The 14,607-nt window shown below is 62.9% G+C and carries 14 protein-coding genes; 3 read left to right on the top strand and 11 right to left on the bottom strand.

Translation table 11 applies throughout. The annotated features are described in order from the left end of the window. Nucleotides 1–254: 254 nt before the first annotated feature. Entirely contained in the window at nt 255–1,097 is an 843-nt protein-coding gene (locus BEP01S_RS13825; protein WP_062244259.1) for a formate/nitrite transporter family protein, read from the top strand. 9 nt (nt 1,098–1,106) lie between these two features. Here BEP01S_RS13825 and BEP01S_RS13820 read toward each other — a convergent pair whose 3' ends face one another. The 4 genes from BEP01S_RS13820 to BEP01S_RS13810 all read right to left on the bottom strand — a co-directional run bounded on the left by BEP01S_RS13820 (nt 1,107) and on the right by BEP01S_RS13810 (nt 4,932). Beyond that, nucleotides 1,107–1,508: a YccF domain-containing protein gene (locus BEP01S_RS13820; RefSeq protein ID WP_039206779.1), complete on the bottom strand. Its 402-nt coding sequence runs from the start codon at nt 1,506–1,508 to the stop codon at nt 1,107–1,109. Nucleotides 1,509–1,822: 314 nt separating this feature from the next. Then, complete coding sequence (gene tyrS / locus BEP01S_RS13815; protein WP_062244257.1) at nt 1,823–3,109, bottom strand: tyrosine--tRNA ligase; 1,287 nt, start codon at nt 3,107–3,109, stop codon at nt 1,823–1,825. A gap of 1,263 nt (nt 3,110–4,372) precedes the next feature. Continuing rightward, nucleotides 4,373–4,450: a type II toxin-antitoxin system RelE family toxin gene (locus tag BEP01S_RS17170; RefSeq protein WP_244882250.1), complete on the bottom strand. Its 78-nt coding sequence runs from the start codon at nt 4,448–4,450 to the stop codon at nt 4,373–4,375. A 188-nt stretch (nt 4,451–4,638) separates the two neighbouring features. Beyond that, on the bottom strand, nt 4,639–4,932 hold the full coding sequence (locus BEP01S_RS13810) for a type II toxin-antitoxin system Phd/YefM family antitoxin (RefSeq protein WP_306306268.1): 294 nt from the start codon (nt 4,930–4,932) through the stop codon (nt 4,639–4,641). 140 nt (nt 4,933–5,072) lie between these two features. Between BEP01S_RS13810 and BEP01S_RS13805 the strand changes: the two genes are divergently transcribed. Both BEP01S_RS13805 and BEP01S_RS13800 read left to right on the top strand, forming a co-directional pair. Beyond that, nucleotides 5,073–5,465: a YciI family protein gene (locus BEP01S_RS13805; protein WP_062244254.1), complete on the top strand. Its 393-nt coding sequence runs from the start codon at nt 5,073–5,075 to the stop codon at nt 5,463–5,465. Further along, nucleotides 5,462–6,709: an RNA polymerase sigma factor gene (locus tag BEP01S_RS13800; protein ID WP_062244252.1), complete on the top strand. Its 1,248-nt coding sequence runs from the start codon at nt 5,462–5,464 to the stop codon at nt 6,707–6,709. Before BEP01S_RS13805 ends, BEP01S_RS13800 begins: the two co-directional genes overlap by 4 nt. A 136-nt stretch (nt 6,710–6,845) precedes the next feature. Here the strand turns inward: BEP01S_RS13800 and argH are convergent, their stop codons facing one another. From argH to argC, 7 genes are all read right to left on the bottom strand, one after another. After that, the gene (gene argH, locus BEP01S_RS13795) at nt 6,846–8,267 is read right to left on the bottom strand and encodes an argininosuccinate lyase (RefSeq protein WP_062244249.1); all 1,422 of its coding nucleotides are present in this window, start codon (nt 8,265–8,267) and stop codon (nt 6,846–6,848) included. A 173-nt stretch (nt 8,268–8,440) separates the two neighbouring features. Continuing rightward, nucleotides 8,441–8,962, bottom strand: a complete 522-nt coding sequence (locus tag BEP01S_RS13790; RefSeq protein ID WP_083532725.1) for an arginine repressor — start codon at nt 8,960–8,962, stop codon at nt 8,441–8,443. Further along, nucleotides 8,962–9,882, bottom strand: coding sequence for an ornithine carbamoyltransferase (gene argF, locus BEP01S_RS13785; protein WP_062244244.1), 921 nt, complete (start codon nt 9,880–9,882; stop codon nt 8,962–8,964). The genes BEP01S_RS13790 and argF overlap by 1 nt, the downstream gene beginning before the upstream one ends. A 102-nt stretch (nt 9,883–9,984) precedes the next feature. Continuing rightward, nucleotides 9,985–11,262, bottom strand: a complete 1,278-nt coding sequence (locus BEP01S_RS13780) for an acetylornithine transaminase (RefSeq protein WP_062244241.1) — start codon at nt 11,260–11,262, stop codon at nt 9,985–9,987. Then, a complete protein-coding gene (argB, locus tag BEP01S_RS13775) occupies nt 11,259–12,269 on the bottom strand; it encodes an acetylglutamate kinase (RefSeq protein ID WP_062244238.1) in 1,011 nt (336 codons plus the stop codon). Before argB ends, BEP01S_RS13780 begins: the two co-directional genes overlap by 4 nt. A 14-nt stretch (nt 12,270–12,283) precedes the next feature. Beyond that, on the bottom strand, nt 12,284–13,462 hold the full coding sequence (gene argJ / locus BEP01S_RS13770; RefSeq protein ID WP_062244235.1) for a bifunctional glutamate N-acetyltransferase/amino-acid acetyltransferase ArgJ: 1,179 nt from the start codon (nt 13,460–13,462) through the stop codon (nt 12,284–12,286). Continuing rightward, nucleotides 13,459–14,568 carry an N-acetyl-gamma-glutamyl-phosphate reductase gene (argC, locus tag BEP01S_RS13765; protein WP_083532723.1) on the bottom strand — a complete coding sequence of 370 codons (1,110 nt, stop codon included), beginning with the start codon at nt 14,566–14,568 and terminating at the stop codon, nt 13,459–13,461. Before argC ends, argJ begins: the two co-directional genes overlap by 4 nt. Nucleotides 14,569–14,607 lie beyond the last annotated feature (39 nt).

Below are 14,607 nucleotides of genomic sequence, written 5' to 3'. Positions count from 1 at the left end.
TCCTGTAGACGTTGTTTCCGGCGGGGCAACGAGATATAACTCTAGACCACCCCACACCGCCCGTGCAACTCGAAAGCGGAAATTCCGCTGTGACACCCGTCACTGGCCGCAAATGCCCTGTTTCCCGCCCACTTCCGAAGGCACGGCTGCACGGTTCCGGCTTCCCGCCGGGCTCTCGCCGGCGGAAGACGATTGTGCTCACCATGCAGGTGATTCCCAGCGTTTGAGCGTGTCCCGACCCCTACACTGACGGAATGACTCAGAAGGAGCAGCGGGAACGTCTCGGCCGCAACGACCTCGATCTCGAAGACGCCCTCATCGACGAGGCGGCCAATACCGTCTCGGAAGGTGCAAAGCGGCTCAATCGGAAGTGGCCGGAACTCATCGTCACCGGGCTCTTCGGCGGCATCGATGTCGGGCTCGGCATCTTGGCCATGGTGCTCGTCAAGCAAACGACCGGGTCGGAGATTCTCGCGGGGTTGGCGTTCGGCATCGGCCTATTGGCTTTGAAGCTGGCGCATTCGGAGCTATTCACCGAAGAGTTCCTTCTTCCGATCAACGCCGTCATCGCCGGCCAGGCGAATTGGATCCAGGTGTTCCGCCTCTGGCTGACGACTCTCGTGACGAACCTGGTCGGCGGTGCGGTCTTCGCCTGGCTGATCGTCATCGCCCTCCCCGATTACCACAAAACGGTTGCGGATATGGCGCTCAGCTATATCAATCAGTCCTCGCTCATCGTCATGCTCTCCCTCTCGCTTCTGGCCGGCGCGACGATCACTTTGTCGACTCGCATGCAACAGGGAACGTCGAATGACGTCGTCAAGGCAATCGTCTGTATGATCACCGGCTTGCTGGTGATCGGAGCGAGCATGTTGCACGGAGCCATCAATGCGATCGTCATCTTCGCCGCCATGATGGCGGGCGCGGACATTTCGATCCTTGATTTCCTGCAGTGGTTCGGAATCGTGATCCCGTTCAACATGCTCGGTGGGCTGCTGATCATCACCCTGCCTCGGATCGTACGCACTCGCCGTGTGCTCTGGGCAGTACGCAAAGGCAGCATCTCTCTCGAGGAACTCGAGGAGCAGACCTCTTAATCCGTTGGTTCAGGCTCCGCGGTAGCCAGGCATGAGCTGGTCGCTGTCGACGATCTTCTTGCCCAGGGGCATGAGCGAGACGGGGATGAGTTTGATGTTCGCCCAGCCGAGCGGGATGCCGATGATCGAGATGAACAGCGGGATCGAGGTGACGACATGTCCTATAGCGAGCCAGACACCGGCGACGATAAGCCAGATGATGTTGCCCAAGGTGGTCGCCACTCCCGCCGGGCGGGTTTCGATGACCTCGCGGCCGAAGGGCCAGAGTGCGTAGTTGCCGATGCGGAAGGACGCGATTCCCCACGGGATGGTGACGATGAAGATGCAGGCGATGATGCCGGCGGCCCAGTATCCGAGTGCCAGCCAGAGGCCGGAGAAGATGAACCAGATGATGTTGAGCAGGGTGCGCATGATCTCCTCGTGCGTTCGTCAGTCGGTATTCGTTCGGTTATCCGTCATCTGCCAGTCTGCTCGATGACCGCATGCTTTTCCATGGTGATGGCCCCACATCGCCAGTCCGGTTGACCGCCGGCTGCCGGAGCGCACGCTGATTGACCGCGTTCCGTTGGCCGCAAGGCTGCCGCTGAAGCCGCCTCTACAATGCGGCCTCTTGTATTCGTCGATGACAAGGTTTTCCGTTGTCGAACGGTCCCAACTGTCGTGAATACGACAATGCCGCGCCCTCCGGGTGCGGAGGACACGGCATTATCAATGACGGAGGCTGCTCAGCCGACGATGTCGACAGCACCGAGGGTCTTCTTGCCTCGGCGCAGGAGGACGACTCCTCCAGCTTCTGTCGAGAGCACATCATCGGAAGACAGGGTCTGCTCCTGGTCGGCGACCTTGACGTTGTTGACGTACGCTCCCCCGTCCTTGATGGCACGGCGAGCCTCACCCTTGGACTTGACGATGCCGGAAGCGACGAACGCATCGGCAACAGGCAGGCCTTCGGCCAGCTGGGCCGTCGACACCTCACCCCGCGGCAGCTCGGAAGTTGCCGCACCCAGCGTCGACGAATCAAGGCCGGTGAGCTCTCCCCCGCCGAAGAGGGCGGAGGCCGCGGCGATGGCCTGTTCGTAAGCCTGGCGCCCGTGGACCAAGGTGGTGACATCCTCGGCGAGGGCCTTCTGCGCTACACGGGTGTGCGGGGCAGCAGTGAACTCGGCTTCGATGGCTTCGATCTCGTCGAGCGGGCGCAGCGAGAACACCTTGAGGTACTTCACCACGTCGCGGTCGTCGGCGTTGAGCCAGAACTGACTGAAGGCGTACGGGCTGGTCAGCGACGAATCGAGCCACACGGTGCCGGATTCTGTCTTGCCGAACTTCGTGCCGTCGGCCTTCGTGATCAGCGGGGTAGCCAGGGCGTGAACGGACTTCTGCTCGACGCGACGGATGAGGTCGACGCCCGAGGTGAGGTTGCCCCACTGGTCGGAGCCGCCGGTCTGCAGGGAGCAGCCGTAGCGGCGGTTGAGTTCGAGGTAGTCGTTGCCCTGGAGGATCTGGTACGAGAACTCGGTGAAGGAGATGCCGGCTTCGCTGTTGAGGCGCGCGGAGACGGATTCCTTCGCGAGCATCCGGTTGACCGGGAAGTGCTTGCCGATGTCACGGAGGAAGTCGATGGCCGACAGCTGCGAAGTCCAGTCGAGGTTGTTGACGATCTGGGCGGCGTTGGGACCGTCGAAGTCGAGGAACTTCTCGACCTGGGTGCGAATCTTCGCCACCCATTCCTCGACGACCTCACGTGGGTTGAGCGTCCGCTCCCCCGACATGCGGGGATCGCCGATGAGGCCGGTGGCGCCGCCGACGAGGGCCAGCGGGTTGTGTCCGGCCTGCTGGAGGCGGGCGGCGGTGAGCAGCTGGACGAGGTTGCCCATGTGCAGGCTCGGGGCCGTCGGATCGAAACCGACATAATAGGTCAGCGACTCCTCGGCCAGGGCTTTCTGCAGGGCGGTCTCGTCCGTAGAAACTGCGACGAGCCCGCGGGCCTTGAGTTCGCTGAAGATGTCGGTCACTTCGGTCCTTTCGAATCTATGGTCTGTGCCGGCGCGGAGCCGACGGGGTCAATTCTACGTGCTCGCCGAGGAGGCGAGATACTACTCCTCATAACAAACAGGAGCGACCCAGCTCGATCTCATAAAGAGAAACAGCAAATGATACGGCGTTCAGACATTCTGGCTACTAACCTTAGGACCGAGGACGCAACTGAATCATCGATCAGATGATGTTACCATTCTTACAGCTTGCATCCTAGCATCTAACCCAGAAGCATCTAATTATGGCTGATTCGGCACCTCGAAAGCATTTTTCGGAAAATTCAGATGGAACAATCCCAGGAGTGTGGAATATTCCGCGTCCACCGACTCGAAAGATTCCAAAAGAGCTTGCGGCCCGTCGGAAAGCCGCAATAAGCGAACTCACTGCAATCGGCAATTTTCCAAACTCTCGGATACGACCCAGCAACCTTCACGCATCGCGACAAGAGATTGACGCCCGTGACCCCAATGATCCCTTTCGAAAGTATAATTGGAATCATAGGCTTAGAACTGTGCGAGGCAAATCTGTATCGGTTCCGATAAAACTAAAGCACACAATTAGCGAGATCCGGAGTGAGTGGCTGCAACTAGTCTATGCAGACATACGATCATGGGAGGGTCAGCGCACCCAAGCCGTTGAACAATACCTGAAGGATCAAAACCTCAAGTACTCAGATACACGCGGAAACCTTCTACTAATATTCTTCATAGTGGGCCCCTTCGCCTTCATTTGCACATTTGCCATCGAATTTTTTACTACAGAATCCGCTCTCCCCTTGTGGATCTGGGGCACGACAACCCTTTTAACGATATGCTTCCTAGTCGTCATGCTCGCCTTTCCAGATGACGGTCCGGCAGAAATTCTAAACAAAGCTCGTCCAGTTAAGGCCCGCAAGCATTAAATCGGTAACATCATCCGCACCGGCACCGGAATAACAGGCGCAACTAACGTCGCCTTCTCAGCTAAACCCAAAGAGCTATAGAACAAATAGTTTCACGAACACCGCTAAACCATGAATAGGGTTCAGCTCGTCTAAGTTCCCGATCTAGCTTGAATCACGTTCCCCACCAACACTAAACTTTAGGTTTTGATGACTAATTGCGAATGCATGTTCATTTCTCTCACGGGTTTGTGCTCTGCTTTGAGTCTTATGCGCGGCCATCCTGCATTAAGCCGACTGGCTCAACCCCTCGGGCGCGGCGGGCCTACTCCGTTCCGCGTGCGAGACCTGCTCTCACCTTTCACAGATTGACCTCGCGGCGGTGTCCAAGGTGGAGCACCAGCACGACCAACTCGTCATCAATGACGTCGTAAATCACACGATAATCTCCGACCCGAATCTGAACTCGCCGGAACCGCCTTTCAGCTGAATGCGTCCTGGAGTGCGTGGATCTTCGGACAGCTCCTTGATCGACGCGACTAATCGACGCGCAATAGGCCGATCAAGTTTGCGCGGTGTCTTAGCCGCTGAAGGCACGTAGCTGATCGAGTAGGTCACTGTTATGGCTCAGAGCCCGAGTTCTTGCTCCAGTTCTTCCTGAGACACTCGTCCGCTCTCTTGTCGAGCCGCAGCGGCGGCCCGCACATCAGCCTGATCTTCGAGAGCCCGGAGAGATCGATCATAGAAGTCGGGAGAAACAACTACCGCGCGCCGGACGGCCCCACGGGAAGTAATCTCGACAGGCTCGCGCTGCACGGCAGCGATGAGGCTGCTCTGCTGGTTGCGGAATTCGGACATCGTCACTGAAATCATGCCGTAACTGTACATCTTGTACATGTTGTGCCACTGCTCGAATGACATTGCTCATTGCGGACTGCGCCGCCGGAGCCATGCCGCGAGATCCAACTCAAGAAAGTTTCGCCCAGTTGTCGAAATCCGTGATTCAGCCTCGATGTCACACTAGAAGGGCCGAGAGGCGGTCCTCGATGAAAGGCAAAACAATGAAGTACGTGATCCTGATCCATTCGAATCCGCAGCCCTGGGGCCATCCCACCGGCGACTATGTTGCCGAGGTTCAGGCCCTGCCTAAGGAACAGCGGGAGAAGATGGACTCCGACTTCGAAAAGCTGTTGGGCGAGCTCCAGGAACGCGGCGAACTGCTCGGTGGCGAGGCCCTCGGCGACCCTGCCGCCTCCATGCTCTACCGCTGGAAGTCAGGTGAGCCGACATCTACCGATGGTCCCTACGCAGAGTCGAAAGAACACCTCGCTGGATTCTTCTCGATCGACGTCGAATCGCAGGAGCGCGCCGAGGAGATCGCCGCCGGTTTCGCCGGTCCCGGGGAGACGGTGGAACTGCGACCGGTCATGGTCTTCGGTGACGACGGCGAATGACGATGACGACCGGTGAGGATGTGTGGCGCCGCGAGACGCCGCACATCCTCGCTGCTCTGATGAGGCGATTCGGTGATTTCGCCGCATGTGAGGACGCCGTTCAAGAAGCTCTGCTCGAAGCGTCTCAGCAGTGGCCGTCGGCAGGAGTGCCGAACAAGCCTCGAGGTTGGCTATTGCGGGTGGCGTCCCGCCGGCTTATCGATGCCAAACGTCAGGACGGTGCGCGCCTCGAGCGCGAACGACGGGTGTTCGCGCGTGATCATCCCGATGAGTCCCCCATCGCCGAGGCGGCCGTCGAGGACCGTGATTCCTCGCTTGAGGTGCTCGCTCTGTGCTGCCATCCGTCGCTCAAACCTGAGGCTCAGGTGACCTTGGCGTTGCGGGCGGTCCTCGGGCTGAGCACAGAACAGATCGCTGCGCTGTATTTCATTCCGTCCGCGACAGCGGGGCAGAGGATCAGCCGTGCGAAGACGACGATCGACCAGCACGGACGGCATTTCCCACATCCGGACACGGCGACTGACCGCCTTCCCGCGATGCTTCATGCCCTCTATCTCATGTTTACCGCCGGGCACAGCCGCCTGAACGGTAAGGACCTCTTCGACAGGGAAGTCACGTCCGAGGCACTCAGGTTGGCTCGGCTACTCCATGCATCGCTGCCCGATGAGACCGAGACTGCCGGATTGCTCGCGCTCATGTTGCTCAGCGAGGCACGTCGACCGGGCCGCAGGAACCCAACCGGCGAATTGGTGACTCTGCGCGATCAGGATCGCACGCGGTGGAATGCGAAGATGATCTCCGAAGGGGTCAGACTTTTGGAGACTGTACTCCCGACCGGACCGGTCGGTGCGTATCAGCTGCAGGCTGCGATCTCTGCTGTTCACTCCGAGGCATCGACCTGGGAGGAGACCGACTGGGCTCAGATCGTCGAGCTCTACTCGATGCTCGCGCGCGTCGCTCCGTCTCCGACTGTCACCCTGAATTATGCGGTGGCCGTCAGCGAGGTCCACGGTCCACGCGCCGCCCTTGAGATGCTCGAGCCCCTCCTCGCGGACAAGCGAATGAGTCGCAGTCACCGGCTCTTCGCCGTGCGGGCGCCGATGTTGGAAGCCCTCGGAGATCTCGCAGAGGCGCTGGCCGCCTACCGGACCGCCAGCAGGCTGTGCACGAATGTCCCTGAGCAGAGATACCTCAATGCTCAGATCACTCGGCTGAGTAAAGAGCTCGACGCCGAGAAGATCTGAAGCACCGGATCGTTCACCGTCGAATGCCCCGGCATCCCGCTGAGGGTATTGCTATGCAAAGCCGTTGCCCGGACAAACGGATCCTCTCCGCTTGCCCGGGCACTGACCTGAGATCGCTGTCTGGTTGCTCAGCCCCTCACACGCTGCGAGCCGAACCTGCGAACTCGCGCAGGCGGGTGACCTCAGCCTTCGCGTTGGCGATCTGCGCCTCGACAGCCGAGCGAGCCGTACCGCCCTTGGCGTTGCGCGAATCGATCGAACCGAGCGTCGTGAGCACCTCACGCACAGCCGGTGTCAGGTGCTCCGAGATTCCCGCGAAGTCCTCATCGCTCAGATCCCACAGCTCGACGTCCCGCGACTCGGCCAGCTGCACGCACGCGCCCGAGAGCTCATGTGCCACACGGAACGGCACACCCTCACGCACGAGCCACTCGGCGATGTCCGTGGCCAGCGCGAACCCGCGCGGAGCCAGATACGCCATCCGCTCGGTATCGAACTTCAGCGTCGCGACCATCCCGGTGAACGCCGGCAGCAGCAGCTCGAGCGTATCGGTGGCGTCGAAGACCGGCTCCTTGTCCTCCTGCAGATCCCGGTTGTACGCCAACGGCAGCGCCTTGAGCGTCGACAGCAGACCGGTGAGATCACCGATGAGGCGACCAGACTTGCCGCGAGTGAGCTCGGCGACGTCGGGATTCTTCTTCTGCGGCATGATCGACGACCCCGTCGAGTACGCGTCATGCAGGGTGACGAACGAGAACTCCTTCGTCGCCCATGCAATGACCTCCTCAGACAGGCGGGACAGATCGATGCCGATCATCGTCGTGATGAACAGGTACTCGGCGAAAACATCGCGGGACGCGGTGCCGTCGATGGAGTTCTCCACCGAATCGTTGAACCCGAGGTCTGCGGCCACAGCCTGCGGATCGAGCCCCAACGACGATCCGGCCAGAGCGCCCGAACCATAGGCAGACACTCCGGCTCGCGCATCGAAATCGACGAACCGAGCAACATCGCGCAGCAGCGGCCACGCGTGGGCAAGCAGATGGTGGGCCAACAGAACCGGCTGAGCGTGCTGAAGGTGGGTGCGTCCGGGCATCGGCGCCTCGGGGTGCTCTTCCGCCTGAGCGATGAGCACCTCGACGGTGTCGAGGACGAGACCGGCGACCTCACGAGCATGGTCGCGCAGGTACATCCGACCCATCGTCGCGATCTGGTCATTGCGGGACCGCCCGGCACGCAGCTTCCCGCCGAGCTCGGGCCCCGCAATCTCGATGAGTCCGCGCTCGAGCGACGAATGCACGTCCTCATCGGATTCGGCAGCCACGTATTCGCCGGATTCGACTCGGCGCAGCAGCTCGTCAAGCGCCGAATGCATCCCGGTCAGCTCGTCATCGGAGAGCAGTCCCGCGTGGTGGAGGACCTTCGCGTGGGCCTTGGACCCGGCGATGTCGTACTTCGCCAGGCGCCAGTCGAAGTCCGTGGACTTGCTCAGCGCGGCCAGCGCGTCGGCGGGACCGTCGGAGAATCGTCCGCCCCACAGGCTCAGTCGTTCGCTCACAGATCGTCCTTTCCCACCAGCACGGATGCGCCGGTCCGTTCATTGAAATGATGAAACTCAGTTGTCATTGTTCCAGTTTTCCCTCGCCGAGGCGGCCGTCCGTCCCGTGGATTCCCGTCCCGTGGATTCCCACCGAGGCAGCGCGCCCGGCTCCAGAGCGCGCCGAAAGATGTTCACCCCTCGGCCAGTCCGCCGGCGGCGTAATCGAGGAAGGTTTCGGCCACGGCCGCTCCCCCGACTGCCGCATCGGCGATGACAAGCACGGTGTCGTCGCCGGCCAATGTGCCGAAGATGCCGACCATCGACGACCGGTCGATCGCCGAGGCCAGATACTGCGCGGCTCCCGGCGGGGTGCGCAGAACGACAGTATTGTCCTGGGAGACCGCGGAGACGAGCAGTTCCTCGAGGATCCGCGGCAGCTTCGCGTCGAGGCTCTCCCCCGTCGACTGCTGCAGGGATCGGTCCCCGCCCTCACCGGGAACGGCGTAGACGGATCCCGCGGTGGATCGGATCTTCACGGCCCCCACCTCGGCGAGATCGCGCGACAGGGTCGCCTGGGTGACGGTGATGCCCTGCGTCGCGAGCGCCTCGGCGAGTTCGATCTGGCTTCGCACGGATTGGCGGGTGATGAGATCGATGATCTTCTGCTGTCGGGCGGTCTTCGTCAGCGGCGCGCTGTTGTTCGTCTCGGCCATCATCGCTCCAGGAGGAAGGTCATGAGTGCCTTCTGCGCGTGGAGGCGGTTCTCGGCTTCGTCGAAGACCACCGAGGCGGGGCCGTCGATGACCTCGGCCGTGACCTCTTTGCCGCGGTAGGCGGGCAGGCAGTGGAGGAAGATCGCGTCGTTGCCAAGGTTCATGAGTTCCTGGTTGACCTGGAACTTCGTGAACGGAGAGGCCTCGTCGACGCGTCCGGCAGAGTCCTGACCCATGGATACCCAGGTATCGGTGACGAGGACGTCGGCACCGGTCGCGGCGGCAACGGGGTCGTCGGTGACGGTGAGCGATCCCCCGGTCTGGGCGGCGAGTGCCTCGGCCCCGGCAACGATCTCCGCGGCCGGCTGATAATCGGCCGGTGCTGCGATGCGCACGTGCATTCCGGCGTTGACTCCGCCGAGGGCGTAGGAGTTGGCCATATTGTTCGCCCCATCGCCGAAGTACGTCATGGTCTGGCCAGCCACGTCCCCACGGTGTTCGCGGATGGTGAGCAGGTCGGCCAGTATCTGGCAGGGGTGGAAGTCATCGGACAGTGAGTTGATGACGGGCACGGAGGAATGCTCGGCCATCTCTTCGAGCCCGGCCTGGGCGTAGGTGCGCCAGATGATCGCCGAGACCATCCGCGACATCACCTGCGCGGTGTCGGCGATCGATTCCTTGTGTCCGAGTTGCGCCTCACCGGGGTTGATGATGAGCGGCTGCCCGCCGAGTGCGGCGATGCCGGCAGCGAATGAGACCCGGGTGCGCGTCGAGGTCTTGTCGAAGATGACCGCGGCGGTCTGCGGGCCGGCCAGCGGGGTCCGCGAGTAGGGGGCGGCCTTGAGTTCGACGGCGAGGTCGAGGACCTCGGCCTGTTCGGCCGGACTGAGGTCCGTGTCCTTGAGGAAGTGGCGTGTCATAACGTGTCCTTCGAAAGTCGGGGTGGGTGATGCCGGCGCCGAGGTGGTCCGCCGTTCCGTGCGAACTCTGGCTTCTCGACAGCGCTGAGTTCGCGGGGCGGCTCAGCCGGTGATGAGGCCGGGCAGGGCATCGATGAACGGGGTGAGTTCGTCGGTGGTGATGGTCAGCGGCGGGGCGAGGCGGAGGCGTCCTGGTGCGACCGGATTGATGATGAACCCGGCCTCGAGAGCACGGGCGGCCACAGCTTTCGAGTCAGGGACCTGAACGTCTGCGGCTCCTGCTGCGCTGTCACCTGACGCACCGGCTGTCAGTTCGAGCCCGAGCAACAGTCCCTTGCCGGTGATCTCGCCGATGCCGTCGATCTTTGCGAGCTGTTCCTTCAGCCAGTCGCTGGTCTCGGTGACGTGGTTGAGGAGGTGTTCCTTCTCGATCGTGTCGAGGACCGCGAGTCCGGCCGCGCAGGCGATCGGGTTGCCGCCGAAGGTTGTGCCGTGCTGGCCGGCTTCGAGCAGACCAGTATTCGCGTCCCCGACGGTGATGGTGGCACCGATCGGCATGCCGCCGCCGAGCCCCTTCGCCGAGGTGATGATGTCGGGGGTGATGCCCTCACCGATCTCGGGATCCTGGTGAGCAAACCAGGAACCGGTGCGGCCGATGCCCGACTGCACTTCGTCGAGGATCATGAGCGCCCCGACCTTCGTCGTCAGTTCCCGCACCGCAGTGAGGTAGCCGGCCGGATGCGTTCGCACACCGACCTCGCCCTGCACGGGTTCGATGAACACGGCAGCGGTGTTCTCGTTGATGGCCGCCTCGAGGGCCTCGACATCCCCATAGGGCACGTGGACGACTCCGGGGACTCCGGGTGCGAAGGGTTCGCGGTAGGCGGCTTTCGCGGTCAGTGCGAGGGCGCCCATGGTGCGGCCGTGGAAGGCGCCTTCGACGGCGATGATGAAGGGCCGTCCCCCGCCGGCGGCGCGGCGGGCCATCTTGAAGGCCGCCTCATTGGCTTCGGTTCCCGAGTTCGAGAAGAACACGGCGGACCCGGCGGGCAGGTGGAGGACGTCGTGGAGTTTCTCGGCCAGGCCGATCTGGGCCGGCGAGGTGAAGAAGTTCGAGATGTGCCCGAGTGTCGACGCCTGTTCGGTGATGGCCTTAACCCAGGCCGGGTGGCAGTGGCCGAGTGCGTTGACCGCGATGCCGGCGAGCAGGTCGAGGTATTTCTTGCCCGAGGCGTCCCACACATAGGAGCCTTCACCGCGGACGAGGTCGAGCTGCGGCGATCCGAACACCGGGGACAGCACACGGGAGAAGTCATCACGCCACGTCTGCGCCTGATCGGAATCCTGCCCGGTCGAAGCCTGATCGGTCGTCTCGGTCATGAACGTCCTCCGTTGCTGTCGTTGCTAGCGTTCAAACCATCCGTCGGGGCCGCCTCGGCGGGGTTCCCCTGGTGCCCGTCGCCCAGCGGTGCGGGTTCGACGATGGTGTCTTCGACCATGGTGCCGATGCCCTCCGAGGTGAAGACCTCGAGGAGGAGGGAATGCGCCATCCGGCCGTCGATGATGTGAGCCTGCTTGACTCCGTGCTCGATCGCCTCGAGCGCCGCGGTCATCTTCGGGATCATTCCCGAATCGAGCGACGGCAGGAGTTCGCGCAGCTTGTCCGGGTCGATGCGGGAGATGAGCGAGGACGTGTCCGGCCAGTTCGCGTAGAGGCCGGGCACATCGGTGAGCATGATGAGTTTGTGTGCCTTGAGCGCCTTCGCCACCGCCGAGGCGGCCAGGTCCGCATTGATGTTGAGCGGCTTCCCCGCTTCTCCCCCGATCTCCGAGGCGATCGAGCAGATGACGGGCACCCGGCCGGCGTCGAGGAGTTCGGTGAGCACGGTGGTGTTGACCTGGGCGATCTCGCCCACTCGGCCGAGGTCGATTGTCTCGCCGTCCACCTCGGCGGTGGTTCTGTTCGCAAGGAGGAGGTCCGCGTCTTCACCGGACAGACCGATCGCGGCGTCGCCGTTCTGGTTGATCCGGGACACGATGTCGCGGTTGACCTGGCCGGACAGCACCATGCGGATGACCTCGGCGGCTTCCTCGGTGGTCACGCGCTGCCCGGCTTTGAACTCGGATTCGATGCCCAAACGTTTCAGCATGGCCGATATCTGGGGGCCGCCGCCGTGGACGACGACGGGGCGGATGCCGGCGAAGCGGAGGAACGCGATGTCATCGGCGAAGGACTGCTGCAGCTCCGGGGAGACCATGGCGTTGCCGCCGTATTTGATGACGATCGTGGCGCCGGCGAAGGTCTTGATCCAGGGCAACGCCTCGGTCAGGGCTTCGGCCTTGACCTGGGCGGCGGCGAGCCGGGCGGCCGTGGATTTCGTGGACATGTCTACGGGGCTGTTCATGAGGAGTAGGCGCTGTTCTCTTCGACGTAGTCGTGGGTGAGGTCCGAGGTCCACACGGTGGCGGTGTCGTCTCCGGCGTGAAGGTCGATAGACACATCAACTGTGCGATCGAACGTCACGTTCGCGGGGTCTTCGTCGGGGCCCGACGCCGTGCACACTTGGACGCCGTTGATGATCACGTCGATCTGTGTGGGATCGAAATCCGCCGAGGTGGTTCCCACCTGAGCGACGACGCGACCCCAGTTCGGGTCCTCCCCGAAGATCGCGGCCTTGAACAGGGACGAACGTGCCACCGACCGGGAGACTTCGACGGCATCGGCTTCGCTGGCGGCTCCGCGGGTGGTGATGGCGATGTCGTGGTGGGCGCCTTCGGCGTCGACGTGGAGTTGGTGCATGAGGTCGAGGCAGACGTCTTTGAGCAGGGTGGTGAATTCTTCCGCGTCGACATCGGCGTCGTGGGCACCGGAGGACATGAGGATGACGGTATCGTTCGTCGACATGCAGCCGTCGGTGTCGAGCCGGTCGAAGGACTGGCTCGTCGAGGCCCGCAGAGCCCGGTCGAGCACGGTCTGGTCGAGACCAGCATCTGTGGTGATGACGACGAGCATCGTCGCCAGGCCTGGGGCGAGCATGCCTGCGCCTTTGGCCATGCCGCCGATCGTGTACCCACTGGAGCCGGTGCGGCTGGCGACCTTCGCCACGGTGTCGGTGGTCATGATCGCTTCGGCGGCGGCTTGGCCGGATTCGACGCTCGTGTCGGCTGCAGCGACTAGCGGGGCGAGGTTGGTCACAATCGAGTCGCGGAAATCCTGCCCACCGACGCCGATGAGTCCGGTCGAGCAGACGAGTACGTCCTCAGGCACCGTGTCGGTGCCGGCGTCGGTGAGGAGTTCGGCGGTGGTCTGCGCAGTCAGGGTCGTTGTCTCGTAGCCGAAGTCGCCGGTGTAGCAGTTCGCTCCCCCGGAGTTGAGGACGACGGCGCGGGCTTGCCCGTTGGCGGAGGCATTCTGGGACCAGAGGACTGGGTTGGCCTTGCACCGGTTGGAGGTGTAGACGGCGGCGACGGCGGTGTCGGGGCCGTTGTTGACCACGAGTGAAAGGTCTTTGGTGCCAGACGGCTTGAGTCCGGCGGTGAGTCCGGCGGCGGTGAAGCCGAGTGGGGCGGTGACGCTCATGGGGCGACTCCTTCGAGGGGAAGAGCGGTGGTCTCGTCGAGACCGAGGGCCAGGTGGATGGATTGGATAGCTTGTCCAGCCGTGCCGCGGACCAGGTTGTCCAGTGCCACGACAATGAGGATCTTCTCGGCTCGTTCGTCGACGGTGAACTGGATCTGCGCAACGTTCGATCCCGTGGTGGCAGCGGTCTGCGGCCAGAGGCCGTCGGGCAGGATGCGGACGAACGGTTCGTCGGCATAAGCATCATCGAAAGCTTGGCGAATCTGCTCCACCCTTGCTTCCGCTGTGATCTCCTCGTGCTTTCCCTTCCAAATGCGATCCCCGAAGTCGGCGGTGATGGTGGCGAGGATCCCTCGGGCCATGGGCACGAGTGTCGGGGTGAAGGAGATCCGGGTGGGGCCGTCGGCAGCGTCGGCGCCGAGGACTCCGTTGAGGTTCTGTTCGATCTCGGGCACGTGCCGGTGGGTGCCGCCGGTGCCGTACGGGGAGGCATTGCCGAGGATCTTTGCGGCGGTGAGATGCGGCTTGAGTGCCTTGCCCGCGCCGGAGACGCCATTGGCGAGCACGGCGTTGAGCCCGGTCGGTGCTGCGAGGCCAGCTTGGATGAGCGGGGCGAGGCCGAGCGTCACGGCGGTGACGTTGCAGCCGGGCACGGCAATGCGTTTCGTGGTCTTCAGTGCCTCGCGCTGTTTGGTGCCGTCGGCGGTGAGGAGTTCGGGCAGGCCGTAGGTCCAGGTGCCCTGGTGGTCGGAGCCGTAGAACTTCTCCCAGGCGGCGGCGCTGATGAGGCGGTGGTCGGCGGCGAGGTCGACGATGAGGGTGTCGGGGCTCGTGGATTCGAGCTCGGCGGCGATCTGTCCGGACTGACCGTGCGGGAGCGCGAGGATGACGACATCGTGGCCGGCGAGCACCTCGGCGGTGGACTCCTTGACCACGAAGTCGGAATATCGGGCAAGATGGGGTTGATGTCGGCCAAGCTTCTCGCCTGCAGTGGAATGTCCGCACACCGTGGTGACGTTCAGGTGAGGGTGAGTGCTCAGCAGCCGGAGGACCTCTCCCCCGGCGTATCCGGTAGCACCGGAGACGGCAACCGTAAGATCGTTCATATGTATAACCATACCAGGCAATTAATTTATATGCAGGAG

Origin of the sequence: Brevibacterium epidermidis NBRC 14811, assembly GCF_001570805.1 — a bacterium.
Taxonomy (GTDB): Bacteria; Actinomycetota; Actinomycetes; order Actinomycetales; family Brevibacteriaceae; genus Brevibacterium; species Brevibacterium epidermidis.
The sequence above is the reverse complement of the archived record's forward strand: the minus strand, read 5'-3'. Positions and strand labels throughout refer to the sequence as shown.